Here is a 24,968-nt window from a genome sequence, read left to right on the forward strand (position 1 = left end):
GAGAGGGCTGGTGAACTCGATTCATTTCACGCCGCTGGCCGCTTCGCTGTTCAGTTTGCTGGCAATCGCCAGCTTGATCTTGGTGTTCGTCATGCTCGGCTCACGCTGGCTGCAGAACTATCTGCTGGCCTATACCGGCCAGTGCTGGCTGATCGCGTTGTTGTCCGCAGCGGTCGGCTATTACGGCGGCTATCCCGAGTTGTACCTGGTGGCGGCGCTGACCGCGTTGTTCCGGGGTCTGGCGCTGCCGTATCTGCTCTGGCGAATTACCGGGCGTATGGGCGTGGACCGCGAACTGCACGAAATCATCAAGCCGTCCTCGGCGCTCGTGATCGGCGCAGCGCTGGTGCTGCTGGCGCTGGCGGTGGCCGAGCATATCGGCGCCAGTCTGGCGCACCCGGACACGGTCGTTCTGCTTGCCCTGACGGTCATGCTGTCGATGAAGCTGATCGGCTTTCTGATGCTCTCGGTCCGGCACGAAGCGATGAGCCAGATCCTCGGCCTGCTGGTACTGGAAAACGGCATCTTTCTCGGCTCGCAGATCCTGGTGCCGGGCATGCCGCTGTTGTTGGAACTGGTGATTCTGTTCGATCTGTTGGTGGCGGTCGCCTGTTTCGGCGTGCTGACCCGCTACCTCGTCACCCACGTGGGCAGCACCAGCAGCCTGGACCTGCGGAGGCTGCGCGGATGAGCGAGACGATCTGTTACGCCATCACGCTCGGCGCGCCGGCGCTGGCGATTCTGGTGGCGCTTTCGCTGCGGCGCGCGCGGTGGTCCGAGTGGATCAATCTACTGTCGGCGGTGGCCTCGCTGGGCGCCACCATCGGGCTGGTGGCCACAACCGCCGCCCATGCAGGCGCGCGCTGGCACGGCTATGTGCTGCTCGACCCGCTCGCCTGCTGGGTGCTGCTCTGTGTGGCCGTGGTGTATCTGCTGGCCTCGATCTATGCGCTGGGCTACATGCGCGTCGAAGCAGATCATGATCGCCTGTGGGTGTTTTACGCGCTATTCGCGGGTTTCGCGCTCACCATGTTTATTGCCCCGGCCATGAACAAGCCGGGGCTGTACTGGATCTCGATCGAGTTGACGACGCTGGTGAGCACGTTCCTGGTCGGGTTCGAACGTTCGGCCGAAAGCACCGAGGCGGCTTGGAAATATCTGATCATCGTATCGGCGGGCATCACGCTCGCGCTGCTGGGCACGGTGTTCTGGTACTGGGCCGGCACCTTCGTATACGGGCCCCGGTACGACATGACCTGGGCGGCGCTCGGCGCCGCGGCGCCCAAGGCCGATCCGGTGCTCATGGCGCTGGGCTTTCTGCTGATCCTGGCCGGTTACGCCACCAAGGTCGGCTTGGCGCCGATGCACACCTGGCTACCGGATGCGCACAGTCAGGGTCCGACGCCGGTGTCGGCGATGCTGTCGGGCGCATTGCTGAACACCGCGATGGTGGGCATCGTGCGCGGGCTGCGTATCGCCGATGCGGCGCATCTGACACGGCTTTCGCACGGGGTACTGGTGGCGCTAGGGTTGCTTTCGCTCGCGGTCGCGGCTCTTCTGATCGTGCGCCAGCGCGATGCCAAGCGTTTGATGGCGTATTCCAGCGTCGAGCACATGGGCGTGGTGGCGCTGGGTTTCGGTTTCGGTGGCGTATTCGGCGTGGCCGCGGCCTGCTACCACATGCTCAACCATTCGTTGAACAAGTCACTGATGTTCTTCGGCGCCGGCAACGCCGGCTTGCTGTTCGGCTCGCATGACATGAGCCGGATCCGGCAGATATTGCGGCTCACGCCCGTTGGTGGGGCCCTGTGGCTGGCCGGCGCGGTGGCGATCACCGGCGCGCCGCCGTTCGGTCTGTTCGTGAGCGAGTTCACCACGCTGCGCGCCGGCTGGGTCGGCGGCTGGCCGGCGCCGGTGGCGATCATGCTGGTGTTGCTGATCGTGATCTTCATCGGTTTCCTCGATCATTTCCGGCGCATGTACTACACGACGGATGAAACCGACGCCGCGCCTGGCGCGGTCGGCGCCGACCGTGTGCGACGCCTGCCCTGGACCAACGTGTTGGCGATGTGGCTGGCCTTCATCCCGTTGCTGGTGTTCGGTCTGTGGTGGCCGGCGCCGTTGCATGCGTTGTTCGCTTTGGTTGCGAAGGGGGGCTCGTGAACGGAGTCGAGTACATGACGGTGCCGGCCGACGCGCTGCGGGCGCGCTGCCAGCAGCTTGTGCGGGACCAGGGCCGCCTGCAGATGATCTACGCACGGCGCGACGCCGACGACGAACTCGAGGTGCGGTATCTGTGCGCGCCGGCGAAAGGCCGGGCGTTCGAGATGTGGTGCTGCAAGCCTGTCGACGGACGCCTGCCGAGCGTGGCCGATATCGTGCCGCTGGCGAGCTGGTACGAGCGCGAAATGCGCGATCTGTTCGCGCTCGAAATCGACGACATGCCGCAATCGGCGCCTCTGGTGCTGCACGAAGGCGCAAGTTCCGAACATCCGCCGATGGAACCGGCGCACCCGCGGGGCCAGGCATTGACCTTCGAGCGTAGCGATTGGCACGCGCCGGAAATCGCCGCCAATGGCGATGTACAGCGCCTGCCGTTCGGGCCGGTGCGCGCCGACGTCATGGAGTCGGCCCAGTTCATTTTCTATTACCTGGGCGAGTCCATCCTGCACTACCAGCCGCGCCTGTTCTTCAAGCATCGGGGGCTGGAAAAACGCTTTGAAGGTGTGGCGCCCGCCTTGGGGACCGTGCTGGCGGAGCGGGTTTCCGGGGTGGGCAGTTTCGCCCATGCCTGGGCGTACTGCCGGGCGATCGAGTCGATGGCCGATGCCGGGATACCACCGCGCGCCGAAATGATACGGACGCTGCTCGGCGAACTGGAGCGAATCTACAATCACCTGCATTACTTCGCGCATCTGGCCAGCACTACGACGCTGTATGTCGGCGACGCTCAGGGCCGGTTGCTGGAAGAAAAAGCCAAGCAGATCAATGCGAAATTGACGGGCAGCCGCTTCCTGCGCGGCATCGTTGTGCCGGGCGGGCTGCGGCGTGATCTGTCGCTCGATGCCGATGCGCTGGGCGACGTGCGGGCGCTGGCCGATGAGGCAGTCGAGTATCTGCAGCATCTCGAATCCACGCCGAGCTATATGGATCGACTGATCGAGACGGGCGTGTTGTCGCGTGACGTCGCCTACGACCAAGGCGCAACCGGCCCGGTGGAACGCGCCTCCGGGCTCGACCGCGATCTACGGCGTGATCATCCGTATTCGATGTATCTCGATCTCCCGCTGGAGATTCCCACCGACGATCGTGGCGATGCCCTGGCGCGCGCTCGCGTGCGCGCCGCGGAACTCAAGCAGAGTTTCGAAATGGTCAAGCGTCTCGCTCGGCTCAATCTGGACGGGCCCATCCGCACCGACCTGACGCTGCCCGCCCTGGGGTCGGGGCTGGGCTGGGTCGAAGGCGCCCGCGGGGCGCTCTATTACGCCGTGCATACCGATGCCGCCGGGCGTCTTGCCCGCGTCAAGATCAAGTCGCCGTCATTTTCCAACTGGCGTGTGTTCCCGTTCACGATGCATGGCGGCGACATCATGGACTACGCCATCAACGAAGCCAGCTTCGGCCTGACCATCGCCGGTTGCGACCGATGAACAGCGGTACGCAAAAGCCGGGTCGAACAGCGCAGGGCGTTCACTTTACGGATTAAGGGGGCTCCAGCCATGGCGTTATGGACTCTTTTTGGACTGCGCGCCGGACGTGCGACGACCGCCTGGCCGACGCGCGGCGATGCGCATGGCCAGGGGGGCGTGCTCGGCATGCCGCGTTTCGATCCGGAAAAATGCCGCGACGGCTGTCGCGAATGCGCCGACGTCTGTCTGCCGGATGCGATCCAGTTCCGGGCCGACGGCGAGCCGGCGCTCGATATCGACTACGGCCGTTGCATCGCGTGCCAGCTCTGTGTCGAAGCCTGTCCGACCGGGGCGTTGACGGCCTCCAACGACTGGGCGCTGGGCGTGCGCGAGCGCGACGACCTGCATTGGCGGCCGGCTGACGCCGATGCCAATAACGACGACGGCGCATCGCCCGAACAGAAACTGGCCGCCGGTATCCGCCGCGTGTTCGGGCGCAGTCTGCATATCCGGCATGTCGACGCGGGTTCCTGCAATGGCTGCGAATCCGAGCTGCAGGCGCTCAACAATCCGTTCTACAACCTGCACCGGCTGGGAATATTTTTTACCGCATCGCCGCGTCATGCCGATTTGCTGCTGGTGACCGGCACCGTGACTTATGCGATGCGCGACGCCCTGCAGGCAACCTACGAAGCCATGCCGGAGCCCCGTTGGGTCCTGGCGACCGGGACCTGCGCGGTCTCCGGCGGGGCGGTCGGCGGCACTTATGCCAGTGGTGTCGGCGTGGACCCGATTCTGCCGGTGGATGTCTATCTGCCGGGCTGTCCGCCCAATCCCGCCGCCTTGATTCATGCGCTGCTGATGATCGTCGGGCGGGCCGAACAGCATATGCGGGGAGGGCAGCTGGATGACTGATCATGCCGCCGTGACCACAGGCATCGGCGATGTCGACCTTGTTGCCCTCGCAGCAATGGCCTGGCTGGCGGCTCTGGTTGCCGGCTTTGCCCGGGGTGGGCGTGGGTTGGCCAGACTCGGGCTGTTGGCCGGACTCGTTGCCTTGCTCGCGGGTGTTGTCGGAGCGCTTATGGCCCAGACACCGATCGTGGGCTATTTGCCGTTCAATCCGGTCGCTGCCGGCACGCCGATCAAATTCGACGGTGCCGCGCTATGGCTGCTGTTGTTCGGCGCACTGGGCGCCTTTGCGGCCGTGTGTTCCGACTCGCCGGTGGCGCGTGGACCGAGTTGGTACAGCGGCGTGGCCATCAGTCTGCTGGGCGCTATCGGCGTTTTCGGCGTTCAGGAAGGCACGGCGTTTCTGATCAGCTGGGAGTTGATGAGCCTCGGCGCAGCCCTGATGCTGCTGGCCGAGCAACCGGATCGTGACAGTGGGCGCGGCGTGTTGTTCATGCTGGGCCTGCTGGAAGTCGGCAGCGTGGCCCTCTTCGCCGCCGTGCTCTGGTTCACCGCGGCCAGCGGTCACACCGTTTTTTCGGGATTCGCATTGTCCGGCTGGCCGGGTTTTATCGTTGCGTTGCTGCTTTTGGTCGGTTTCGGCGCCAAACTCGGATTGCTGCCATTCTACGAATGGTATCCCGATGCCTATGCCAGCGGCAGTGGGGCGAGCGGGGCTATTTTATCCGGCATCGTATTGAACGCAGCGTACTTCGCCCTGGTGCGCGGTTTGCTCGACTGGTGCGGCAATGCACACGCCGGTCTGGCGCAGCTCGTTCTGGCGGTGGCGGTGGTCAGCGCGATTCTTGCCGCGCTATATGCCTTCCAACAGGACGATTGGCGCCGTCTGCTGGCTTTTTCATCCGCCGATAATGCAGCGATCGCCGTATCGCTGGCGGGTTCGGCGTTACTGTTCAAGCTTCACGGCAATAATCATCTCGCCGGTATGGCCTGGGTGGCCGGTTTGCTGCATATGGCCGGCCACACGTTGGCGAAATCGGGCTTGTTGCTGGCGTCCGATGCCGCGTTTCGGGCAGGCCGCGGCTACGGGTTAAGACAGGGCGGGCTCGTGCGATTGATGCCCTGGATGACGGCCGGCGCCTTTCTGGCGGCATTGAGCCTGGCCGCCGTACCGCCGACCCCGGGCTTCATCAGCGAATGGTTCGGCTTCCAGATCCTGTTCCACGGTTTCAGTCTGGATACCTTAAATGCCCGGATTGCCCTGGTGCTGTCGGGGGCCGGATTGGCGCTGTCCGGTGCGATCGGAGTGGCGACCTTCGTCAAAGCCATCGGGCTTGGCTTGCTGGGACGCCCGGAACCCACAGCTCCAGACCGGCAGCCGATCGGCGTCAATGTGGTTTGGCTCGGTATCGCCGTGCTCGTGCTGGCGATCGGTATGCCGTGGTGGTTGGACGCTCTTGGGCCGGCGACAAGCCTGCGTTTTGGCGCGTCCGCTACCGATTTGATGCGCCACGGTTGGCTGCTGGTCCCGCTGGCCAAGGGTTTCGCTTTTATATCGCCGACCAAGCTGACGATCGCGCTCGCCGCCTACAGCCTGATACCCGCACTGCTGGTCCTGGGGCTGGCCCGACTGAAGCCGAGGCGGGTGCCCATTTGGTTTGGCGGCCTCGCCGCACCGGCCAGCAGTGCGACCACCGCGCTGACGTTTGCCAACGCCTTGCAGCGCTACTATGGCTTCGTCTATCGCCCCACGGCCACCGCTTCAAGCGAGCACGAAGTGTCGAGCTATTTTCCGAAAAAGCTCAACTTCAGCTATGCACTGGCCCCCGTGTTCGGGCCGTGGTTGTTCGATCCGATGGTGCGGCTGGTACGTTGGCTGGGTCAGAGGCTCAGGGCCCTGCAGTCCGGCCACCTGAATATCTATCTTTTTTTGATCGGTGGTGTTCTGGTCGCTGTTCTGGGCATCGTGCTGGCTATGGCGTAGACGGCAAACAATATGACCGATGCTGCGAATCCGGCAGTACGGCGCGGGGCCCGGGGCGGCAGATCGCGTCGGACATAGGCTTCGATCTACGCCGGTGCGGGCGTGTCGAGGGCATCGAGCTGCCTGGGTCGCGCGTCAGCCGGGCACGAGCTCGTCCAGCGGCTCGGTCTCGATTTGGCCGGGCCGGGCCGGGTCGGGTCGGTCGCGCTTGCCGTGCACGGCCGATTATTTGCGCAGGCTGATGCTGTCGACCGCGTGTTCGGGGCCCTTGTTGAGAATCAGACTGGCGCGCTCGCGGGTGGGCAGGATGTTCTGGCGCAGATTGACCTCGTTGATCTCGCGCCAGATGCGGTCCGCCGTGGCTGCGGCTTCCGCGTCGGACAGATCCGCGTACTTGTGGAAATAGGAATGCGGGTCCGAGAAGACACTGTCGCGCAAGGTCATGAAGCGGCGGATGAACCACTCGTTGAGTTGCGCGATCGGGGCATCGACGAATATCGAGAAATCGATGAAATCCGATACGAACACATGATGCGTGTTCTGTGGATAGTCCATCCCGCTCTGCAACACGTTCAGCCCCTCGAGGATGAGGATATCGGGCTGATCCACGATCTGTGCCCGATCCTGCAGCACGTCGTAGACCAGGTGCGAGTACAGCGGCACCTCGAGCCCGGGCCGGCCGGCCTTCAAATCCGATACGAATTCGATCAGGCGATTGATATCGAAGGACACCGGGAAGCCCTTCTTGCTCATCAGATTGCGCGCTTCCAGGGTGGCATTCGGATAGAGGAAACCGTCGGTGGTCACCAGGGCGACGTTGCGTTGTTCGGGCCAGCGGTTGAGCAGGGCCTGCAGCACACGGGCCGTGGTCGACTTGCCGACCGCGACGCTACCGGCGATGCCGATCACGAACGGCGGTCGGCGGTCACGGTTGCCGAGAAAACGGTCCAGCGTCGCGCTGCGGTGCTGGTTGGCATCCACGTAGAGATTGAGCAGACGCGCCAGCGGCAGATAGATCTCGGCCACCTCCTCGAGCGACAACGCTTCGTTGATGCCCTTGAGTGTACGGATCTCATCCGGGGTCAGCGTCATGGGCGTGGTGTCGCGGAGCGACGCCCACTGTGCCCGGGAAAACTGCATGTAGGGGCTGTCTACCGAGCGGGTCGACATCGTTCGGATCCCCCGTGGCCAAAATCAAATCGGGCCAGTATAGCCATCCGCGGCGGGCTGAACAGGGGCAGGTCACGCGCGGCGCGGTATTCGAGGGCAGGCGCGAGTCGGTGCGGCGGGCATTACGCCATGGTCCGGCTGGCCGGGGATGGGGCGTGCCGGCGCGCGTCGTGCCCGCGTGCATGGCGCGATCACGCACGCCGGCGACCGCGTTATGCCCCGAGGGCCAGACGTGTCGCGAGCACGGTCATCAATAGCGCGATGCCGCCGTCGACGATGCGCCAGGTCAGTGGTCGGGCGAACAGCCCGCGCAGCCGCCGGGCGCCGAATCCCAGTGCGAAGAAGAAGACGAACGAGGCGCAGATCGCCCCGGCACCGAAGCGCAGGCGCTGGTCGCCGTAGGTGGCGGCCACGGTGCCGAGCAGCAGCAGCGTATCGATGTAAACATGCGGATTGAGCCAGGTGAGCGCCAGAGCGATGGCCAGGGTGCGCGCAAGTGAGGCGTCGCCGGTTGCGCCGGGCGTCAGGCCGCTGTTCCCCAGCGCCACACGGCGGGCACTGGCCAGGGCATAGGCGGCGAGGAACACCGCGCCCGCGTAGCGAAGCGCCATGATCCAGGCCGGGTGCGCCTGGGCAACGCGGCCGATCCCGGCCACCCCCGCGGTGATGAGAATCAGATCGGACAGCGCGCAGCACAGACAGATCGCGAGCACATGCCGGTCGGCCAGGCCCTGTCGCAGAACGAACGCGTTCTGCGCGCCGATGGCGGCGATAAGTCCGAGACCGAGCGCGAAACCGCTGTAAAAGGGCATGGATCGGCGGCCGATGCGAAGGATGAAGACAAGCAACTTGCATCCGCGAACCGCAACAGGAAAGCTAAAGTAATTGAGGCCAATTAAGAAAATTTAATGCAGCTCGATTCGGCGCGGCTCACGGCGCTCCTGGCGGTGATTCAGCATGGCTCGTTCGAACGGGCCGCGCGGGTACTGCACGTCACGCCGTCCGCGGTCTCCCAGCGCATCGCCCGTCTGGAAGACGAACTCGGCCTGGTGTTGATCGCGCGCGGTATGCCGTGCCAGGCCACGCCCCACGGCGAGCGTCTCGCGCGTCACGCGGAGGCGGTGGCCCTGGCTGAGCGGGACACGCTCGACCGGCTGGGCGTGCCGGCGCCCGATGCCACCCGGCCGACGGTTCGGGTGGCGGTCAATGCGGACAGCCTGGCGACCTGGTTCGTCGACGCGCTGTCCGCTCTGCAATCGATGCGCGTGGATGTGGTGATCGACAACGAAGACCATAGTGCCGACTGGCTGCGGCGCGGTGAGGTCATGGCGGCGGTGACGGCGCAGACGCATCCCGTGGGCGGCTGCGATCGCCGGCGGTTGGGCTGTCTGCGCTATCGCGCGACGGCCGCGCCGGCGTTCCTTGCGCAGCATTTCGCCGACGGCGTGACCGCGCAGGCATTGCAGGCCGCCCCCGCGCTGTCGTTCAACACGCTCGATCGCCTGCAGGCGCGCTGGGCGGCGCAGTATGTCGCGCCGGTGGAGCCGGGCCTCGGCCACCGTCTGCCCTCGGCCAACGCTTTCGTCGAAGCGGCGCTCGCCGGGGTCGGATGGGGGCTCAATCCCGAAGCGCTGGTCGCCAAGGCCTTGTCCAGCGGGCGTTTGCATGAACTGTTGGTGGATACACCGTTCGACGTGCCGCTGGATTGGCATTACGTTCGGCGGCTGGAAACGGTGCTGGCGCCCTTGACTGATGCCGTGACGGCCGCCGCGGCGCGGCACCTGCGGGCCGGCCCCGGCGCAGGGGCGGCCGTCGATTCGTTGCTATAACGTCAACGGCGCGTTTCATATTCGTGCCTCGCTACTTGTTCATACTCTTGGCACGATCAGATCAAAGAACGGCGCCGGCCGACTGCCGGCTGACAGGAGACTTCATGAACGTAGAGACGCGACCACACCATTACCATCCCGCCGCCAAGGCATTTCACTGGTTGGTAGCGGTGCTTGTGTTCGTTTTATGGCCGTTGGGGCTGCTGGGTGCGAGCCTTCATGTCGATGCCACCAAGAGTTTTTTCTTCTGGCATGAAGCACTGGGTGTCACCGTATTTTGGCTTATGTTGGCACGGCTGTGTGTGCGCTTTCTCACAGACACGCCGGCCAAGCCCGCCGGCATGCCGGCAGGCTTGGCCTGGCTGGCGGATTTGAACCAATGGTTGCTCTATCTCGCGCTGATTTGCCAGCCTATTATCGGCTATATACTTGTGACTGATCATGGTTCGACCTATATGTGGTTCGGCGCCGTTCCGATCCCGAGCCTCGTGGGTAAAGCGCCCGGAATCGACCATTTCGTTGCAGACCTGCACGCCTACTTGGGTTGGACTATTCTTGTGCTGGTTGGTCTACACCTGCTGGGAATGCTCTATCATCGCGTGATCCGCAAGGACGACACGCTCGCGCGCATGACCTGAAAGGCCCGTGGCCGGCTCTTGCGGCGTGCCTGGCAAGACACGCCGGCCGACGGTCCATTATGGTCGAGGGGCCGGTGTCGTCAGGCTCATTGGTTTCCATGGGCTTGGGCACCGGCGGCCCGTTGGCGCATCGCGTATTGGCCTGGCCATCGTAGTGATTCACCACAAGCGAAAAGGATCAGAACATGCAGCATAAACCCGTGCTCACGCTGGATGATGTCAACCGTATTCTCGATGCCGCCCAGGCCGAGGCCGAGCGCAACGGCTGGAACGTGGCGATCGCGGTGGTGGACGATGGCGGGCATCCGTTGGCGCTGCGCCGGCTGGATGACTGCGCGCCGATGGGCAGCTACATCGCGACCGAGAAAGCCCGTAGCGCCGCTCTGGGCCGCAAGGAAAGCCAGGTTTTCGAGGACATGATCAACGGCGGGCGCGCCGCCTTTCTGTCGGTGCCCGGGTTGAAGGGCACGATGACCGGCGGCGTACCGGTGGTGGTCGATGGTCAGGTGGCCGGTGCCGTGGGCGTGTCCGGGGTCAAGCCCGACCAGGACGCCGCAACGGCCAAGGCCGGTGTCGCCGCCGTGACGGGCTGAATGCTTGCAGGCCCGGCCGCCTTGTGGCCGGGCCGATTTCGGCGCGAACCTATATCTCGGCTTCAGTACGGATCGGGTCGCGCTCACCGAGCCGTGCCGGGTCGTAACCGAAGCGCTCGGCCACCGGGCCGGCGATTTGGCGAATGAGGCCGATCTCGTCGGCTTCGAAGGCGGGCTTGTAGTAATCCGGCAAGTGCAGCCGCTGGCTGGCGGCGTCCAGCGTGGCCGGGTCCACCGTCAGCCCGCAGTGACCATAGAAATCCGCGAGCACGCGCTGTGAGTCATTGCACAGCGGCTCGTGGCACACGATCTGCGTGGCCTGCCTGAGCGCCTCGTCGTCGGCGAGCTGGTCGGCCACCGCGCCGTAGACCATGGCCCAGTAACGCGCCCAGCCTTCGATCTCCCGGCCGGCCTGCCACAGCGATTCGATGCGCTCGACGGCCTCGGCGTCGCCGGTGTTGATGGGGCGTCGATCCAGACCGAACTCGAAATGGCCCACCCGGCGCAGATGATCGATCGCCCGCGGATGGGCCTTCTCGCCGGCCTCGAACAGGGTCTGCTGCTTCATCAGCGAGGCGATGTGCCAGACCGGGTCGCGCACGGGCAGCACGAAGCGCGCATCGGCGAACATCTTCTGTAGATACGCCAGCCGCATGAGGTTGTAGTTGCCCTTGGCCACATAGCGCTTGCCGTGACGTATCGCGAGAATCTTGCGGATATGGTCGGCGTAGAATTTCTCGAATTCGGGGTTCGAGGTCTCGCGCGTCAGACGATTCGAATGCGCGGCGTCGTGGCTGTTCTCGAAGAACGCCATCCACAACACTTCCTCGAATGCTTCCGGGCTGTGCGAGGTGACGGCGATACCGTCACCGTGGGCGCGCTCGGCGGCGGATTCGTCTTTTTCCGGCACCCGGGCCAGCCATCGATCCCACAGCCAGGGCGTGAACACTGGTGGGAAGTCGCGGTACTTGTGGGTGGCCACGTCCGGATGCTCGGCGAGCAGTTCGAGCAGGATGGTGGTGCCCGAACGCGCCAGCCCCGCGATGTAGATCGGCGCCTCGATCGTGATGTTCTCGATCGCTTCCGAGGCCGTCTTCGTATCGAAGTTGCCCAGCCGGATCGCAGCGCGCGGATGGCGTTCCTGCCAGCCGGCGACGCGATGCATCCAGGTCGGCACCGCGAAGCTCGCGATGGCCGATTCGCTCGGTGCGGAGCGCGGCGTGCGCACTGTGGTGCTGCGGGTATCGTCGCTCATTCGATCTTGGCCCATTTGAACATCAGCAGCGAGACGATGAACATCACCGGAATGAACACGGCGAGCCAGCCGCGCATCCACGACGGTCCGAAGTGAATGAATTCCCGTTCCGGCAGTGCGATGCGCACCGCCTCCACCGGGCTGTCATCCGGCAGATAGCCGAGCGGATTGCCCACCAGCCAATTCCAGGCCCCGTGTTTGGTGATGATCGGCACCGGCGCGGTCATCGGATAGGCGCGCGGCGTGGTGCCGTTGCCACCCAGCGAGACAGCGGGCGGCGTCCGGCCCGCGTCCCAGTGTGCGCTCACGCCCGAAGCACCGGCCGGCACGGTGGCCACGTCGGGCGCGCTGCCGTGGGCCGGCAGGCTGTAGTCGAAATGATTGTCGGCCCAGACCAGGAAGCACAGCAGCGGTAACACGGCGATGATCGTGCCGGGTACGACCAGGCCGATGTGCTTGAAGGCGGTGAGGAACTGGTCGCGGATCAGCGGGCCGGCATCGGCGAACTCGCCGTCGAAGCTGTTGAGCTTGCGCCGTGCCTCGCGGGCCTCCCGCTTGGCGGTGCCGATGCGGGCCTGGGGCGATAGTCCCTTGTACAGCAGCATCGTGCTGACGGCGAGAATCGCCGCCCACAGCGCCAGGCGCACTGGGGTCGGCAATAGGGATGCCGCGGCGCCGTCGATGGCGCCGAACACCGGCGAGAGAATATTGAACAGGCCCATGGAAGCTTCCTTGCCTCGAAACCCGGCCACGCCGCCGGAGCGGGCGGCCGGGGCAATCGGCGGGGCGGGTATCAGCGCGGATCGCGCGGTTGTTCGGATGTCTGGGTGGTCGCCGGCTTGTCAGCGTTGTCTGCATGCTGCTCGCGGGCCTGTCGGGCTTCGCGGCGCTTGCGACGCAGCCGGCGGATCGGCCACAGGATCACGAACAGGAATGCCGCGCCGATGGCGCAGAGCAGGCCCCACAGCGCACTCAGCAGGCTGAGCCCGGCCCCGGGGCCGACATAGGCCTGGGCCGCCGCGAACGGCGCCAGCAGGATGAGCAGCGTGATCCCCAGTTTGAGCGATGTGCTGTAGCGGGGGGCGTTGGAACAGCGATGGGACATGACATCACTCCTGCGAGGTGTTGAGCGAACGGCGGAAGGCCGGGGCGAGTTGATCGGGCTTGATGCGCTGACCCGAGGACACCACCGGGATGTATTGATTGTGGTCGCCGCCGCGGATGGGGTTGTCGTATTCCCAGACGATGTCGCCGTTGGGCGCGACTTCGAACAGCCGGCCGCCGTCGGATTCGGTGATCAGGCGGTCGCCGTTGGGTAGCGTGACCACGGCGCCGCGCAGCAGGTTCGAAAACGGGTGCTGCGCATTGCCTTCGTATTGCCAGGTTATCGCGTGCGTGGTCGGGTCGACCTCGAGAATCCGGCTCATGTTGTGCGTCTCGAAGTTGCCATAGTTGTCGAAAATGGTGAAATGCCCGTTCGGCAACGCGCGCATGGAATGCTGGCCCAGCCACGACCCCTTCAGCGCCCAGGTTACCTGGCCGGACTTGACGTCCAGCAGCACGGCGAGCCCGGGATGCCGCGTCGACAACAGCACCTGATCGCCGTTGCCCCGGGCCGGCGCGAATGCCTTGCCGAGCGCGTTGCCAAGATACTGCACGCTGTTGGTATGCAGCGGGTCCTCCATGGCGAAACTCGGGTCGGCGCCGAGCAGGGCCTGGTAGCGCGAATGCCACAGCGCGTCGAAGATCGAGATCTTCTTGATGACCTGGCCGTTCTTGCCGTTGAGTTCGACCAGATAATCATCCAGCCACGGTGTTTTCAGATTGGGGAAGCCCGGCACCGGTTGGTCGCGGTAGGCATCGGTGAGAACGAACACGCGATTGTCGTCGGTCAGATACAGGTCGTGATGGGTCGCACCGTGATACTTCCAGATCACGTTCGAGTGGGCGTCGAGCTTGACCAGGCCATAGCCCCAGGGCGTATCACCCGCGGTGATGAAGATCGCCAACAGGTCGCCGTTGGGGTACATCACCGCCTTGCGAAAATACATCAGCTTGTCGGGCCGGGCTTCGCGCCCGTCCGGCGTGGTCTGCCAGAGCTTGGAGTAATCGGCGTGCCATTGATGCACGACATGGCCCTGCATGTCGATGAGATAGGCCGTGGTGCGGCCCCCCGAGGTGTAGAGCGTATAACCGTTATAGGCGCGCTTCGGGTCGTAGAGGGTGGTGCCGCGCTTGTCGCTGCGCGCCTTGCGCCATTGATCGGTTTGCGTGAACGGGTTGTCGATCGTGTGCTTCTGCTGCACGAGCGCCCACCCGGCGCGATAGGCGTTGTCGAGAAATTTATAGGGAAAGACCTGGGCCAGAACGATATAAGCGCCACCCAGAAATGCGAAGAACAGACAACCTATGAAAAAGGCCGTCAAGCCCGCCCGATCGCCTTTTTCCATACCCGAAATCTCTGTTATCGGCATCCGCTCGCCGCCGTCAGGGCGGTGAGCTCGGGCCTTGATTGTGATTTACGGCTATAGCATAGACGCGCAGGCTGAACGGCCGATTAGCCGCTCGCCGGGCGGCTTGTCAGCGGGTTTCGTCGGTCTGTACAGGCGGGCCGTATTCGCCGGCCACGATGCGTTCCAGTTCGCCGTACAGATCGACTTCGGCATGGATGCTGCGCAATATCCAGTACAGCCCCGACAGCGTGCGCATGACGAAAACCATGTTCGGCGCTGCTCTGAAATAACGCCAGTAACCCATGGAACGCCCGATCTCGGCGCGGATGGAATCGATCAACTCGTCGCGTTCGAATACATAGGGCCGGCGGTCGCGCAGCGGGGCCAGGGCCGATTCCGCATGCCGGGCATAAATTTCCCGATAGACCTCGGCATGGCGTTCCCAGCTGCCCTCGGGCACCGCACCGAGCCGTTCCATGCCATCGTGTACGCCCGCCCAGTCCTCGGCCATGGCGGCGGTCAGGATATCGCGCATGGCGACCCGGGTCGGCTGGTCCAGATATTTCAGGCAACCGAAATCGTAGAGTGCCATGGTGCCGGCCGCGGTGATGCCGAAATTGCCGGGATGCGGATCGGCGTGCAGGGCGCCGAGTTCGAAGACCTGGCGATTGATCGCCTCGACCACCGCCGCCCCGAGTGCCGGTTGGCCGGTCTCGAGCGGCGCCGAATCGAGCCGCGTGGTGACCAGCACCGCCTCGGTACAGAGTTCGGGTACCGGCTCGGGCAGCTCGAAGTCGCGTAGTTCGAGCTGACGCAGCAGCTTGAGGTTGACCAGCTCGCGGCGATAGTCGGTTTCCTCGACGAACCGTTCGCGCAGCTCGCCCAGCACGCCATCCAGCTCGCGTCCGCCGATCGGCAGGAAGCGCGACCACTTGAGCAGCCGGCCCAGGTTGGCGATGTCGGCATCGATCGAGTCGGCGACGCCGGGGTAACGGATCTTGATCACCACCGCGCGCCCATCCGTCAGCTGCGCGGCGTGTACCTGGCCGATCGAGGCCGCCGCCATCGCGTTCTCGTCGATGTGTTCGATCATCTCGCGCTGTTCGTCGGTCCAGTTCGCCTCGAGCACGGGCTCGAGATCGGCGAAGCGCCAGGGCTCGGCGTTGCGTTGCAGGCGGGCGAGTTGTTCGGTCAGCTGCGGCGGCAGCAGGTCCTGATACTGCGAGGCGATCTGGCCGAGCTTCATGGCGGCGCCCTTGAGCCCGCCCAGCGTGTCGTACCAGTCCTGGCCGGTCTTGTGCAGGCTCTTGGCGCGGTCGTAGCCCGGCATGCCGCGCATCGCGCCGCGAGAAAGCGTACGGATGCCGGCGCCGAGAATGCGCCGGCGGCGTTTCTTCGAGTCGTCGCTATCCGAGGCCATGGGGGGTCAGACCGGTGGTGTTGCGAAGCCAGCCATACAGGTTCTGGGCCTGGCTGGGTTTGACCCGGGTGCCGGGCACGAGCGCGGTTGGCCGCGGCCTGCGATCGAACACGAAGGCGCCGTTGAGCCCGGCCGCGGCCCGTGCCGCACCCAGCCAGACCGCGGTGTCGGCGCCCATGCGCGTATCGCGCAACACCGGGCGCATCACGAAATGAAAGCGCGGTAGCGATCGTGCCACGCCGGGTGTGTCCACCCAGCCGGGGTGCATGGCGTTGAATTGTAGCCCCTGGTCGCCGTAGCGGCGCGCCCAGTGCGCAGTCAGCGCGACCAGCGCCCGCTTGGCCCGGGCGTAAGCCTTGAGCCCGCCATAGTTCGCCGGCAACGGCGACAGGGCGTCGATATCCAGGCCGACCGCATACATGCCGCCGCTGGCCATGTTGATCACCCGGCCGCCGGCGGCCTGCAGCGGGCCGATCAGGGATTCGGTGAGCACGAAGGGCGCCACCAGATTGACCGCCACGGTGCGTTCGATGCCGTCATCGCTCACGCCGTACTCGTTGAATAGCGCGCCGGCGTTGTTCACCAGTACGTCGAGCCTGGGTGCATCCTCGGCGATGGTCGCGGCGGCCCGGCGTGTGGCGGCGATGCTCGTCAGATCGACCTCGACCACATCCACGGCGTCCGGCGCGGCCCCGGCGAAACCGCGCACGTGTTCGGCCGCCGCCTCCAGGCGGTCGGCATCGCGCCCGACAAGCGTGACATGCGCGCCGAGCCGGGCATATTCCGCGGCGATGGCGCGGCCGATGCCGCCGGTCGCGCCGGTCACCACGACGCGCTTGCCGTCCATGAATTCGCTGTGCGAGCGGTCGGGCATGGCGAAATAGCCGCGATCGGTATACAGCGCTTCGCCGGGCAGGATGGCCCGGTCGGCGGCATAGCTGAGCCAGCCCTGGCGCGGCGTTCGGGTGTCGACGGCCAGCGCCGCGGCCAGGCCTCGCGCCGCGCGCGACACCATGCGCCGGATGGCCGGCGCCAGGATCGGCTTCGCCCGGGCCAGCGGGCCGCGCAACGAGAAGCGGCCCTGATAATCGATGCGCGATCGGCGGCCGCCATCCTCGGCGCTCACGGTGAACGTTTCGAAGGTCTTGATGCCGGCGCCACGGCCCACGAGTTCGATGCGCCGGCCGGGCTGGATCGCGTCGATGCGGTAACGCAGCGTCTTGCGGCGGGCGCCGAGCGATACGATCACACGGAACTCGCTGCCGACCGCGGGCCGGCCCGCGCTGAGCTTGTCCGCGCGATAGACCGCCGGGTCCCACTGCTCGCATGTGGAAAAGTCCGCGAGGTAGCGAAACGCGTCGCTCGGCGGTCGGTCGGCGATGACATGGGTGTCGATTTCGGTCATGGGCGCGCAGTAATGGTCTGCGACATTGGTCGGATTCCGTTCGGGCAGTCTGTCCACTGCAGGGCGACGCTGCAAGCGATTCCCTGCCGCAGGCGTCAAGGGTTCCACCGTCTGACCGCCGTGGGCCGACAAGTTCACTCGGAAACGGCATTCATCACGGCGGCGGCGACATGCGAGACTCGGTGCATGAACGTCTTCGACCGCATCTACGCGCTGCACAAGCAACTCTCCGGCGCGCATCACCCGATCCCCAAGGCCACGCTGGAACGGCGCCTGGAATGCTCGCCGGCCACGGTCAAACGCATTATCCGCGAGATGCGGCTGTATCTCGATGCGCCGATCGAATACGACCGCGAATACAACGGTTACTACTATCACGGCGAAGCGGATGCGCGCTTCGAGCTGCCGGGGTTGTGGTTCGATGCCGCGGAGCTGGTGTCTTTGCTGGCGATGGATCAGCTGCTGGAAACACTCGAACCCGGGCTGTTGTCGGCCGATCTGGCGCCGGTAAGGCGCCGGCTCGAGCGGATTCTGGAATCGCGGGCGATGGGCACCGGCGAATTGTCGGCGCGCACGCGCGTGCTGCGCGCGACCGCGAGACGCCCGGGGCCGGCGTTCGCCGACGTGGCCGCGGCGACTGCCATGCGGCGGCGGCTGGCGATGCGCTATCACGGCCGGGCGCGGGATGTGATCAGCGAGCGCACAGTCTCGCCACAGCGGCTGGTCTACTATCGCGATAACTGGTATCTGGATGCCTGGTGCCACCGCTCGGATGGCCTGCGCAGTTTCTCGATCGACCGGATCCAGTCGGCGGTCATCAGTGACGCGCCGGCCGCCGACATGGACGCGACCACGCTGGACGCCCGGCTTGGCGGGGGGTACGGCATCTTCTCCGGCGAGGCCGCGCATACCGCGGTGCTGTGCTTCACCGCCGCCGCGGCACGCTGGGTGGCCGACGAGCAGTGGCATCCCGACCAGGTCGGCACCTGGCGCGACGACGGTCGCTACGAGCTGCGCGTGCCGTACGCCGCGGCCGAGGAACTGTTGCGCGATGTGCTGGCCTACGGGCCGGAGGTCGAGGTGGTCGCGCCGCCGGCCTTGCGCGAGGCCGCCGCCCGGCGGCTGGCCGACGCCGCGGCCATTTACGAACTGTAAATTTTTACAGCTCAGGGTCGTATTCTGACCCACCGGCCGTTGCATGCTGTGTCTTGAGTCGAAACAGCGACATTCGCGACACAGGAGTCTGACCATGTCGAACCGTCGAGTTGCCCCCCATCACAGCGCCCATCCGGCCTACGACGAGCTGCGCGTCGCCACGCGTGAGTTGCGTCGGCAGCTGGCGCATGCCCTGTCGATCGAATACGACTGGCGTTATCACGATGGCCCGGAATGGGCGGCCCGTTACTGGCGTGCCTTCGGCGATCTGGCGGTGGATCTGGCCGAGTCGGCGGCCGCGCCGCGCTACCAGCGCGTGCTCGCGCGCAGCGAGTGGCCGAGCCTGTCGCGCGCCGAGGCCGATGACGTGCGCACTATCTTCCGTGGGCTCGTGGCCGTGGCGCATCCCGCGGTGGACCCGGCGGCCGCGGACGACGCGCGCGCCAGCCTCTGGCCCCGGATCCTGCGCGCCTACCGCAGCGGCGATCGCTCGGCGCTGGTGGCCGCCTGGTCGGAAACCCGGGCGCTGGTACGCGGGCCCGGCCTGCCGGACGACGTGGTCGCGCTGCGCGTCGAACACGACCGTCTGCGCGCCGCCGCCGAGGCCGCGGATCGCCGGCTCGCGGAGATGAGCCGGCGCTTTCCGTTCAACGTGCGCGGCAAGCTGGACGATGCCGACTGGGTTCGCCGCCAGCGTCTCGCGCTGGCCCAGGTGCAGGCCTTCACCCAGGCGCCGGCCGGCGGCAAAACCGGGCACAAGCGGGTATCCTGAGTGCCGATACTTTGTCTCCACGGTTTCGATGGCGCGGCCTGTTCAGCACAATCCAGGGACTGTTGCCGCCTCATACGAGACCGCGCCAGCGGCCATTGGGCTGCAAGGCGAGGCGCCGCGAGTGCGGTGTAGTCGTTCTACACAAGCGAGCGGCAACGCTGGATTGCGGCCCAAGGGCCGCTGTCCCAAGGGGTTGGTGCCGCAAATCGCGCCATGCGGCGTTGCTCATCTTGATCGTGGCCCGCCACGACCGGCAGCTCGCGCCTTGCCTGGCACGATTTGCGGCACCAACGCGGGCCTCGTATGAAACGGCAACAGTCCCTGGCACTCGATGACGCCGACGATCTGCAGGCGCGCGCCCGCGAGCTGACCGCATACTGGATCGGCCGCGCGCGCGAGATCACCGGCGCCAGCCCGCGCCGGCTGCCCGTGCCCGAAGTGCGCTTCGATCTGCGCGGCCGCGCCGCCGGCCAGGCCGTGTTCGCCCGGCGCACCCGGCGCTGCCACGTCCGGCTCAATGCCGCGCTGCTGGCCTCGCATCCGAAGGAGATGCTGGCGGAAACCGTGCCGCACGAAGTCGCGCACGTGGCGATCTATCGGCTCTACGGTCGCCGCGCCAAGCCCCACGGCGCGGAATGGAAGGCGTTGATGCAGGCTTTCGGCGTCGATGCCTCGCCGTGCCACGCACTGCCCGCGCAGCCGACGCGCCAGCTCAGGCGCTATCGGTACGCCTGTGGCTGTGACGAACCGGCCTGGCTGACGAGTATCCGGCACAAGCGAGCCCGGGCGGGGACCGCTTACATCTGCCGGGTCTGTGGCGTCAGGCTGAAATACGCCGAGCCCGACGCGCCCGGCTGACGCGGCCGGGCGCGCCGAACGGCGCGTCAGGCGTCGCGGCCCGCCCAATCGCGTGCGAACTGCTCGGCCGTGCGGCCGCTGCGGTTGCCGCGCGCCAGTGCCCATTGCAGCGCCGCCCGCTCCCACGGCTGATCGGTGCCGACTTCGGCGTCGATGCCGTAGGCCGCCAGATGGCGGGCCGCGATGGCGAGGTAGTGGGCCTGATCGAACGGATAGAACGACAGCCACAGCCCGAACCGCTCCGATAGCGAGATCTTTTCCTCGACCGCCTCGCTGTGATGGATTTCTCCAGTCGCGGCATTCACGGTCTGTGAGGCCTGATTCTCGGATTGATACTCCGGCAGCAGATGCCGCCGATTGGAGGTGGCATAGATCAGCACGTTCTCGGGCGCGGCCGCCAGCGAGCCGTCGAGCACCGCCTTGAGCGCCTTGTAGCTGCCGTCGCCGGCCTCGAACGACAGATCGTCCGAGAACACGATGAAGCGCTCGTCGCGCCCGCCCAGCCGGGCGACCAGGTCGGGCAGATCGACCAGCCGATGCGCCGGCACCTCGATGATGCGCAGCCCGTCGTCGGCGAATTCGGACAACAGCGCGCGCACCATCGAGGATTTGCCGGTCCCGCGCGAGCCCCAGAGCAGGGCGTTGTTGGCCGGCCGGCCGGTCACGAACTGGCGGGTGTTGGCGACCAGTCGTTCCTTCTGCCGGTCGACACCGTGCAGGCGGTCGAGCGGCATGGTGCTGGGCGCGGCAATCGCCTGCAGCCGGCCATCATCACGCCAGCGGAAGGCATGGGCCGACCAGTCGATATCGCCGCCGAGCGCGCTGCGCTCATCGGCCAGTCGCGCTTCGGCGGTATCGGCCAGCCGGGTCAGCTGGGACAGGATCTGATCGAGCGTGTCTGTATTTTGCATCCGGCCAGTCTAGCCAATGCCCGGCCGCGGATGAAGACGCGTCCGCTGCCGGGTTGAAAGACACGGCGAGGCGCCGGTCAGTGGGGGCCGGCGTCACCTTGTTCGGCAGCGCTCAGCCGGTCGATGGGCGCAATATCGATCGCTGTCTGATCCATTGCGCCGATGTGATGAGGACCAGGCCGAGAAGAATCAGAACGGCGGCCAGGACTTTTCCATAGCCGATAGCCTCGCCGAATATCGCGGCTGAGCCGAGGAGACCGAAGATCGGCACAAGCAGCGATAGCGGGGCGACCTGCGAGAGTGCATACCGGCTAATCAGCTTGTTCCATGCCCAGTAGCCGAATACGGTCGTCACGTAGACCTGAAATGCGATCGAAAACAGCGCGAGGCCGTCAACTTGCGCGGCGAAATCTTCAAGCGGTTGATAGCCCTCGGTCAGAATGGCCAGACACACGAGCGGCACGGGCGAAAACAGGCTCGACCAGACCAGGAATGAAAACATCGGCACTGGCCGGTATTGCTTGACCAGAAGGTTGCTGACGCTCCATGACAGTGCGCCCAGGATCACCAGTAGCAAGCCGGGGACGGAAAGCCGGCCCGGGGTCAGCGCAAGCAAACAGACAAGCCCCACAGCCGCCAGCCCAATGCCGACCCAGTGGCTCGCATAGAGCCGGTCGCCGAACCAGTACGCACTCAGCAAAATAGTGAAAAAGGCACTGATTTGTAGCACGAGCGAGGCAATGCCGGCCGACACGCCCATTTGCATGGCAAGTGTCACGATGCCCCAGAGCCCGACACCGAACAGCAAGCCGTAGCTGGCGATGATGGCCATGGGTACGTTGGGTTTGCGTACAAAAAATACGAGCGGGATCGCGGAAAGAAGAAAACGGCAGGCGGCCAGCAGGAATGGGTCCAGGCTCTCCAGCCCGAGCTTGATAACCGAGAAGTTCAAACCCCAGATCGCCATGACGCATATGCCCAGTAACAAGTCTCTGGTTTTCATTCGTTTTCCATTTTCAGGCCGGGCCCGCGCGCGAACGAGGCGTTGCAGGCGACGTTTTTTCAGATGAAACCGTATGCCTCCTGATGCGGTTGGAACAGGTACAGTGACCGGTCATTGGGTATGGAACAGCAATGAGCGGCTTGCCCGGGTGGGATACAGATACCAGGACCTGATCGATTGTTTGCGGCGCCAGATCGACAATGGCGCGCTGCAGACCGGGGATGTATTGCCGTCCGTTCGGGCGATGAGCCGGCGCGCCGAGGTCAGCCGGGGGACCGTGTTGCGCGCCTACCGGGCCCTGGAAGCGCAGGGTGTCATCGAAAGCCGGAACCGGTCAGGCTTTTATGTGGCAGCCCGGAGAACGCTGAGCACGCCAGCGTATTTTTATCGAAATCTATCGAGCGCGCGCGATGTGGATGCCGCGAGCCTGATCCGAACGGTGCTTTCCTGCACGGCCGAGCAGGCGACGGTTCAATTCGGTTCCGCCGCCCCTGCCGCCGAGCTTCTACCGCTGTCGAAGCTGCAGCGACTGAGTAACCGAACGGTCAGGCAGGCCATTCAAACCGCCCATCTGGTGACGGAACCCCAGGGGCATAGACCGCTCAGACAGGGTATCGCCCACCACATGACGGCGGCGGCGTGTGCCGTGAATCCTGACGATATCGTCATCACCCACGGTTGTACCGAGGCGTTGATGCTGGCGCTGAGGGCTGTGACCCGACCCGGCGATACCGTCGCCATCGAATCGCCGGTGTATTACGGCATCCCGTTGATTCTGGAAAGTCTGGACTTGAAAGTCCTGGAGTTGCCGACGTCGCCCGAGACGGGGGTCGATTTGAATACTGTGGCAGAAATCGCCCGGAAACGATCGGCACAAGCATTTGTGATCAGCGCCAACCATCACAATCCGCTGGGGTTCGTGATGGCGGATCGAGCCAAGAAGGCTCTGGTCGACATGCTTGCGGCCCGGCAAATTCCGCTGATAGAAGACGATATCTATGGTGATCTGACGCATGCCCGATCGACCCGGCCGAAGCCGCTGAAAGCATTTGATACCGATGGATCGGTGCTTTATTGCAGTTCCTTTTCCAAAACACTTTCGCCTGCGTATCGACTGGGCTGGATCGTGTCGTCGCGATACCGGGAAACAATTGTCAAACTAAAAATGGCGAGTTCGCTGGCCAACAATGGCCCGGCGCAACTGACACTCAGCGAGTTTCTGGCCACGGGCCAATTCCTCACCCACCTGCGCCTGTTGCAACATCGTGCGGGTGTTGCCGTTCAACGCACGCTGAACGCGATTAATCGCGAATGGCCGGATGACGTGTGTGTAAACCGCCCGAGTGGTGGCATATTGCTGTGGATCGCGTTGCCGGATCCCGTTGATTCACGGGACCTCCATCGCCGCGCACTGGAACTCGGCATCAGCATCGCGCCGGGAACTCTGTTTTCCGACCGATCGCGTTTTGCCGGTCATTTTCGTTTGAACTGCGCGCAACCATGGAACGCGGCCACTCACAGGGCGATCAGGGGGCTCGGCAAAGTGATTGACGCGTTACGCTGAGCGGGTTTTTGTCAGCATGTCGGCGCGGCCATGCGGCGGTTGCGCGGCACATTCCGTACAGCCATGGCCGGCATTGCATCGCGGGCGACAGCGGGGTGGGCCGTGGTCGCCGCCGCCGATCATTCGCTCGCTGAATTACAGAGCAATTTTCAAAGCGCATCGTGCTTGTTGTCGATGTAGATTGATTGCCAGTACCCGAATATCGAGCCAGCCAGAGATGAGCACAGAGCGCGATGAAAGCCGATGGGCGTCGGTCCTGGCCAACGATGGCCGCGCCGATGGCGCGTTTGTCTATGCGGTCAAAACGACGGGTGTTTACTGCCGGCCGAGCTGCAAATCAAGGCCGCCGCGGCCTGAGAATGTCGTGTTTTTCGAAGGCGTTGCCCAGGCCGAACGGGCCGGTTTTCGACCTTGCAAGCGATGCACGCCCGACCGGATCGCGCCGGCGCAACGCAAGGCCGACACGATTGCACGTGCCTGTCGATTGATCGAGGAAAGCGAGAAGACACCGCAACTGACCCAGATCGCGGCGTACGTCGGCATGAGCCGGTTCCATTTTCATCGGCTGTTCAAACAGACCGTGGGGATGACGCCGCGCCAGTATGCGATCGCATGTCGCGAGCAGCGCGTGCGCGCCGCACTTGCCAACGGGCAACGCGTGACCGATGCGGTATTCGACGCCGGCTACGATTCGAGCGGTCATTTCTATACGTCGGCCGGTCGCTCACTCGGCATGGCCCCCAGGTCGTATCGCGACGGTGGCGCCGATCACGTCATCCGCTTCGCTGTCGGTGAAACCGACTTCGGCGCGATCCTGGTGGCCGGGACGGCGCGCGGGATCTGTGCCATCTCGATCAGCGACGACGCCGATGCGCTCGTGCGCGAGTTGCAGGATCGATTTGCGCGCGCCGACCTGATTGGCGGCGATGCAGAGTTCGAAGCCCATGTCGCCCGTGTCGTCGGGTTCGTGGCGTTGCCCCGGGGCGGCCTCGATCTCCCGCTGGACTTGCAAGGCACCGTATTCCAGCAGCGCGTCTGGCAGGCACTGCAAACAATCCCCTGCGGCGAGACCGCGACTTACGCCGAGATTGCCGAGCGAATCGGTTCGCCCAAGGCCGCACGCGCGGTCGCTCGGGCCTGCGCTTCCAATCCGTTGGCAATCGCGATTCCGTGTCATCGTGTCGTGCGGACCGACGGACAGCTGTCGGGATACCGATGGGGCGTCGCGCGAAAGCGCGATCTGCTTGAGCGCGAAGCAAAGGACCCCAATCCGCCGGCAGGCGCTCGCGCGCAAACGACGGCTGCGGCGCGGGCGGCTGAGAACAAGCGCAAGAATTAGACTGTGCCGGGGCGTGCCGTCCGCGAGGGCCTGTTGCCGTTTCGTCCGCGTCCGCGCCAAGCGCTGTTTTGCGGCAAG

23 protein-coding genes are annotated in these 24,968 nt (G+C 65.2%); 13 read left to right on the plus strand and 10 right to left on the minus strand.

The features are described 5' to 3' along the window. Positions 1-10 precede the first annotated feature (10 nt). From ACS8Y6_RS17015 to ACS8Y6_RS17035, 5 genes are all read left to right on the plus strand, one after another. Positions 11-691, plus strand: coding sequence for a hydrogenase (locus ACS8Y6_RS17015; protein ID WP_440849129.1), 681 nt, complete (start codon positions 11-13; stop codon positions 689-691). Further along, positions 688-2,163 (plus strand): proton-conducting transporter transmembrane domain-containing protein, encoded by a 1,476-nt coding sequence (locus ACS8Y6_RS17020; protein WP_440856117.1) that lies wholly within the window; start codon positions 688-690, stop codon positions 2,161-2,163. The genes ACS8Y6_RS17015 and ACS8Y6_RS17020 overlap by 4 nt, the downstream gene beginning before the upstream one ends. After that, positions 2,160-3,650 carry a hydrogenase large subunit gene (locus ACS8Y6_RS17025; protein ID WP_440856118.1) on the plus strand — a complete coding sequence of 497 codons (1,491 nt, stop codon included), beginning with the start codon at positions 2,160-2,162 and terminating at the stop codon, positions 3,648-3,650. Before ACS8Y6_RS17020 ends, ACS8Y6_RS17025 begins: the two co-directional genes overlap by 4 nt. Before the next feature lie 69 nt (positions 3,651-3,719). After that, positions 3,720-4,544, plus strand: a complete 825-nt coding sequence (nuoB, locus tag ACS8Y6_RS17030; protein WP_440856119.1) for an NADH-quinone oxidoreductase subunit NuoB — start codon at positions 3,720-3,722, stop codon at positions 4,542-4,544. Next, a complete protein-coding gene (locus ACS8Y6_RS17035) occupies positions 4,537-6,525 on the plus strand; it encodes a proton-conducting transporter transmembrane domain-containing protein (RefSeq protein WP_440856120.1) in 1,989 nt (662 codons plus the stop codon). The genes nuoB and ACS8Y6_RS17035 overlap by 8 nt, the downstream gene beginning before the upstream one ends. Before the next feature lie 225 nt (positions 6,526-6,750). Here ACS8Y6_RS17035 and coaA read toward each other — a convergent pair whose 3' ends face one another. After that, positions 6,751-7,695 (minus strand): type I pantothenate kinase, encoded by a 945-nt coding sequence (gene coaA, locus ACS8Y6_RS17040; RefSeq protein WP_440856121.1) that lies wholly within the window; start codon positions 7,693-7,695, stop codon positions 6,751-6,753. Positions 7,696-7,907: 212 nt separating this feature from the next. Further along, positions 7,908-8,507, minus strand: coding sequence for a LysE/ArgO family amino acid transporter (locus ACS8Y6_RS17045; protein ID WP_440849135.1), 600 nt, complete (start codon positions 8,505-8,507; stop codon positions 7,908-7,910). 96 nt (positions 8,508-8,603) lie between these two features. On the opposite strand from ACS8Y6_RS17045, the gene ACS8Y6_RS17050 reads away from it, so the two are divergent. The 3 genes from ACS8Y6_RS17050 to ACS8Y6_RS17060 all read left to right on the plus strand — a co-directional run bounded on the left by ACS8Y6_RS17050 (position 8,604) and on the right by ACS8Y6_RS17060 (position 10,755). Beyond that, complete coding sequence (locus tag ACS8Y6_RS17050; protein WP_440856122.1) at positions 8,604-9,524, plus strand: LysR family transcriptional regulator ArgP; 921 nt, start codon at positions 8,604-8,606, stop codon at positions 9,522-9,524. 104 nt (positions 9,525-9,628) lie between these two features. Then, on the plus strand, positions 9,629-10,162 hold the full coding sequence (locus ACS8Y6_RS17055) for a cytochrome b (protein WP_440856123.1): 534 nt from the start codon (positions 9,629-9,631) through the stop codon (positions 10,160-10,162). A gap of 185 nt (positions 10,163-10,347) precedes the next feature. Further along, positions 10,348-10,755 (plus strand): GlcG/HbpS family heme-binding protein, encoded by a 408-nt coding sequence (locus ACS8Y6_RS17060; protein ID WP_440849138.1) that lies wholly within the window; start codon positions 10,348-10,350, stop codon positions 10,753-10,755. A 49-nt stretch (positions 10,756-10,804) separates the two neighbouring features. Here the strand turns inward: ACS8Y6_RS17060 and ACS8Y6_RS17065 are convergent, their stop codons facing one another. The 6 genes from ACS8Y6_RS17065 to ACS8Y6_RS17090 form a co-directional block, all read right to left on the minus strand. Beyond that, positions 10,805-12,010: a sulfotransferase gene (locus ACS8Y6_RS17065; protein ID WP_440856124.1), complete on the minus strand. Its 1,206-nt coding sequence runs from the start codon at positions 12,008-12,010 to the stop codon at positions 10,805-10,807. Beyond that, complete coding sequence (locus ACS8Y6_RS17070) at positions 12,007-12,732, minus strand: hypothetical protein (protein WP_440856125.1); 726 nt, start codon at positions 12,730-12,732, stop codon at positions 12,007-12,009. Before ACS8Y6_RS17070 ends, ACS8Y6_RS17065 begins: the two co-directional genes overlap by 4 nt. A 71-nt stretch (positions 12,733-12,803) precedes the next feature. After that, on the minus strand, positions 12,804-13,115 hold the full coding sequence (locus ACS8Y6_RS17075; RefSeq protein ID WP_440849141.1) for a hypothetical protein: 312 nt from the start codon (positions 13,113-13,115) through the stop codon (positions 12,804-12,806). A gap of 4 nt (positions 13,116-13,119) precedes the next feature. Further along, positions 13,120-14,460, minus strand: coding sequence for an arylsulfotransferase family protein (locus ACS8Y6_RS17080; RefSeq protein ID WP_440856126.1), 1,341 nt, complete (start codon positions 14,458-14,460; stop codon positions 13,120-13,122). Positions 14,461-14,590: 130 nt separating this feature from the next. Next, a complete protein-coding gene (locus ACS8Y6_RS17085) occupies positions 14,591-15,883 on the minus strand; it encodes an ABC1 kinase family protein (RefSeq protein ID WP_440849143.1) in 1,293 nt (430 codons plus the stop codon). Further along, positions 15,870-17,288, minus strand: coding sequence for an SDR family NAD(P)-dependent oxidoreductase (locus tag ACS8Y6_RS17090; protein WP_440856127.1), 1,419 nt, complete (start codon positions 17,286-17,288; stop codon positions 15,870-15,872). The genes ACS8Y6_RS17085 and ACS8Y6_RS17090 overlap by 14 nt, the downstream gene beginning before the upstream one ends. A gap of 186 nt (positions 17,289-17,474) precedes the next feature. Between ACS8Y6_RS17090 and ACS8Y6_RS17095 the strand changes: the two genes are divergently transcribed. The 3 genes from ACS8Y6_RS17095 to ACS8Y6_RS17105 all read left to right on the plus strand — a co-directional run bounded on the left by ACS8Y6_RS17095 (position 17,475) and on the right by ACS8Y6_RS17105 (position 20,073). Then, positions 17,475-18,443, plus strand: coding sequence for a helix-turn-helix transcriptional regulator (locus ACS8Y6_RS17095; protein ID WP_440849145.1), 969 nt, complete (start codon positions 17,475-17,477; stop codon positions 18,441-18,443). A gap of 94 nt (positions 18,444-18,537) precedes the next feature. Further along, positions 18,538-19,215: a hypothetical protein gene (locus ACS8Y6_RS17100; RefSeq protein WP_440849146.1), complete on the plus strand. Its 678-nt coding sequence runs from the start codon at positions 18,538-18,540 to the stop codon at positions 19,213-19,215. Between the two features lie 303 nt (positions 19,216-19,518). Then, a complete protein-coding gene (locus ACS8Y6_RS17105; protein WP_440856128.1) occupies positions 19,519-20,073 on the plus strand; it encodes a SprT family zinc-dependent metalloprotease in 555 nt (184 codons plus the stop codon). Positions 20,074-20,099: 26 nt separating this feature from the next. Here the strand turns inward: ACS8Y6_RS17105 and ACS8Y6_RS17110 are convergent, their stop codons facing one another. Then, a complete protein-coding gene (locus ACS8Y6_RS17110; protein WP_440856129.1) occupies positions 20,100-20,984 on the minus strand; it encodes an ATP-binding protein in 885 nt (294 codons plus the stop codon). A 112-nt stretch (positions 20,985-21,096) separates the two neighbouring features. Further along, positions 21,097-21,987, minus strand: a complete 891-nt coding sequence (locus tag ACS8Y6_RS17115) for an EamA family transporter (RefSeq protein WP_440856130.1) — start codon at positions 21,985-21,987, stop codon at positions 21,097-21,099. A 103-nt stretch (positions 21,988-22,090) separates the two neighbouring features. Here ACS8Y6_RS17115 and ACS8Y6_RS17120 point away from each other — a divergent pair, with 103 nt between their 5' ends. Both ACS8Y6_RS17120 and ada read left to right on the plus strand, forming a co-directional pair. Then, positions 22,091-23,551: a PLP-dependent aminotransferase family protein gene (locus tag ACS8Y6_RS17120; protein ID WP_440856131.1), complete on the plus strand. Its 1,461-nt coding sequence runs from the start codon at positions 22,091-22,093 to the stop codon at positions 23,549-23,551. Positions 23,552-23,768: 217 nt separating this feature from the next. Then, positions 23,769-24,890, plus strand: a complete 1,122-nt coding sequence (gene ada / locus ACS8Y6_RS17125) for a bifunctional DNA-binding transcriptional regulator/O6-methylguanine-DNA methyltransferase Ada (RefSeq protein ID WP_440856132.1) — start codon at positions 23,769-23,771, stop codon at positions 24,888-24,890. Positions 24,891-24,968: the final 78 nt, after the last annotated feature.

The organism is Salinisphaera sp. RV14 (genome assembly GCF_052044135.1).
Taxonomy (GTDB): Bacteria; Pseudomonadota; Gammaproteobacteria; order Nevskiales; family Salinisphaeraceae; genus Salinisphaera.

Bases quoted from the DNA above. Each gene is read 5' to 3' on its own strand.
- ACS8Y6_RS17020 (WP_440856117.1), top strand. From the start codon at position 688: ATGAGCGAGACGATCTGTTACGCCATCACGCTCGGCGCGCCGGCGCTG.
- nuoB (WP_440856119.1), top strand. From the start codon at position 3,720: ATGGCGTTATGGACTCTTTTTGGACTGCGCGCCGGACGTGCGACGACC.
- ACS8Y6_RS17035 (WP_440856120.1), top strand. From the start codon at position 4,537: ATGACTGATCATGCCGCCGTGACCACAGGCATCGGCGATGTCGACCTT.
- coaA (WP_440856121.1), bottom strand. From the start codon at position 7,695: ATGTCGACCCGCTCGGTAGACAGCCCCTACATGCAGTTTTCCCGGGCA.
- ACS8Y6_RS17045 (WP_440849135.1), bottom strand. From the start codon at position 8,507: ATGCCCTTTTACAGCGGTTTCGCGCTCGGTCTCGGACTTATCGCCGCC.
- ACS8Y6_RS17050 (WP_440856122.1), top strand. From the start codon at position 8,604: ATGCAGCTCGATTCGGCGCGGCTCACGGCGCTCCTGGCGGTGATTCAG.
- ACS8Y6_RS17055 (WP_440856123.1), top strand. From the start codon at position 9,629: ATGAACGTAGAGACGCGACCACACCATTACCATCCCGCCGCCAAGGCA.
- ACS8Y6_RS17060 (WP_440849138.1), top strand. From the start codon at position 10,348: ATGCAGCATAAACCCGTGCTCACGCTGGATGATGTCAACCGTATTCTC.
- ACS8Y6_RS17065 (WP_440856124.1), bottom strand. From the start codon at position 12,010: ATGAGCGACGATACCCGCAGCACCACAGTGCGCACGCCGCGCTCCGCA.
- ACS8Y6_RS17070 (WP_440856125.1), bottom strand. From the start codon at position 12,732: ATGGGCCTGTTCAATATTCTCTCGCCGGTGTTCGGCGCCATCGACGGC.
- ACS8Y6_RS17075 (WP_440849141.1), bottom strand. From the start codon at position 13,115: ATGTCCCATCGCTGTTCCAACGCCCCCCGCTACAGCACATCGCTCAAA.
- ACS8Y6_RS17080 (WP_440856126.1), bottom strand. From the start codon at position 14,460: ATGGAAAAAGGCGATCGGGCGGGCTTGACGGCCTTTTTCATAGGTTGT.
- ACS8Y6_RS17085 (WP_440849143.1), bottom strand. From the start codon at position 15,883: ATGGCCTCGGATAGCGACGACTCGAAGAAACGCCGCCGGCGCATTCTC.
- ACS8Y6_RS17090 (WP_440856127.1), bottom strand. From the start codon at position 17,288: ATGACCGAAATCGACACCCATGTCATCGCCGACCGACCGCCGAGCGAC.
- ACS8Y6_RS17095 (WP_440849145.1), top strand. From the start codon at position 17,475: ATGAACGTCTTCGACCGCATCTACGCGCTGCACAAGCAACTCTCCGGC.
- ACS8Y6_RS17100 (WP_440849146.1), top strand. From the start codon at position 18,538: ATGTCGAACCGTCGAGTTGCCCCCCATCACAGCGCCCATCCGGCCTAC.
- ACS8Y6_RS17105 (WP_440856128.1), top strand. From the start codon at position 19,519: ATGAAACGGCAACAGTCCCTGGCACTCGATGACGCCGACGATCTGCAG.
- ACS8Y6_RS17110 (WP_440856129.1), bottom strand. From the start codon at position 20,984: ATGCAAAATACAGACACGCTCGATCAGATCCTGTCCCAGCTGACCCGG.
- ACS8Y6_RS17115 (WP_440856130.1), bottom strand. From the start codon at position 21,987: ATGAAAACCAGAGACTTGTTACTGGGCATATGCGTCATGGCGATCTGG.
- ada (WP_440856132.1), top strand. From the start codon at position 23,769: ATGAGCACAGAGCGCGATGAAAGCCGATGGGCGTCGGTCCTGGCCAAC.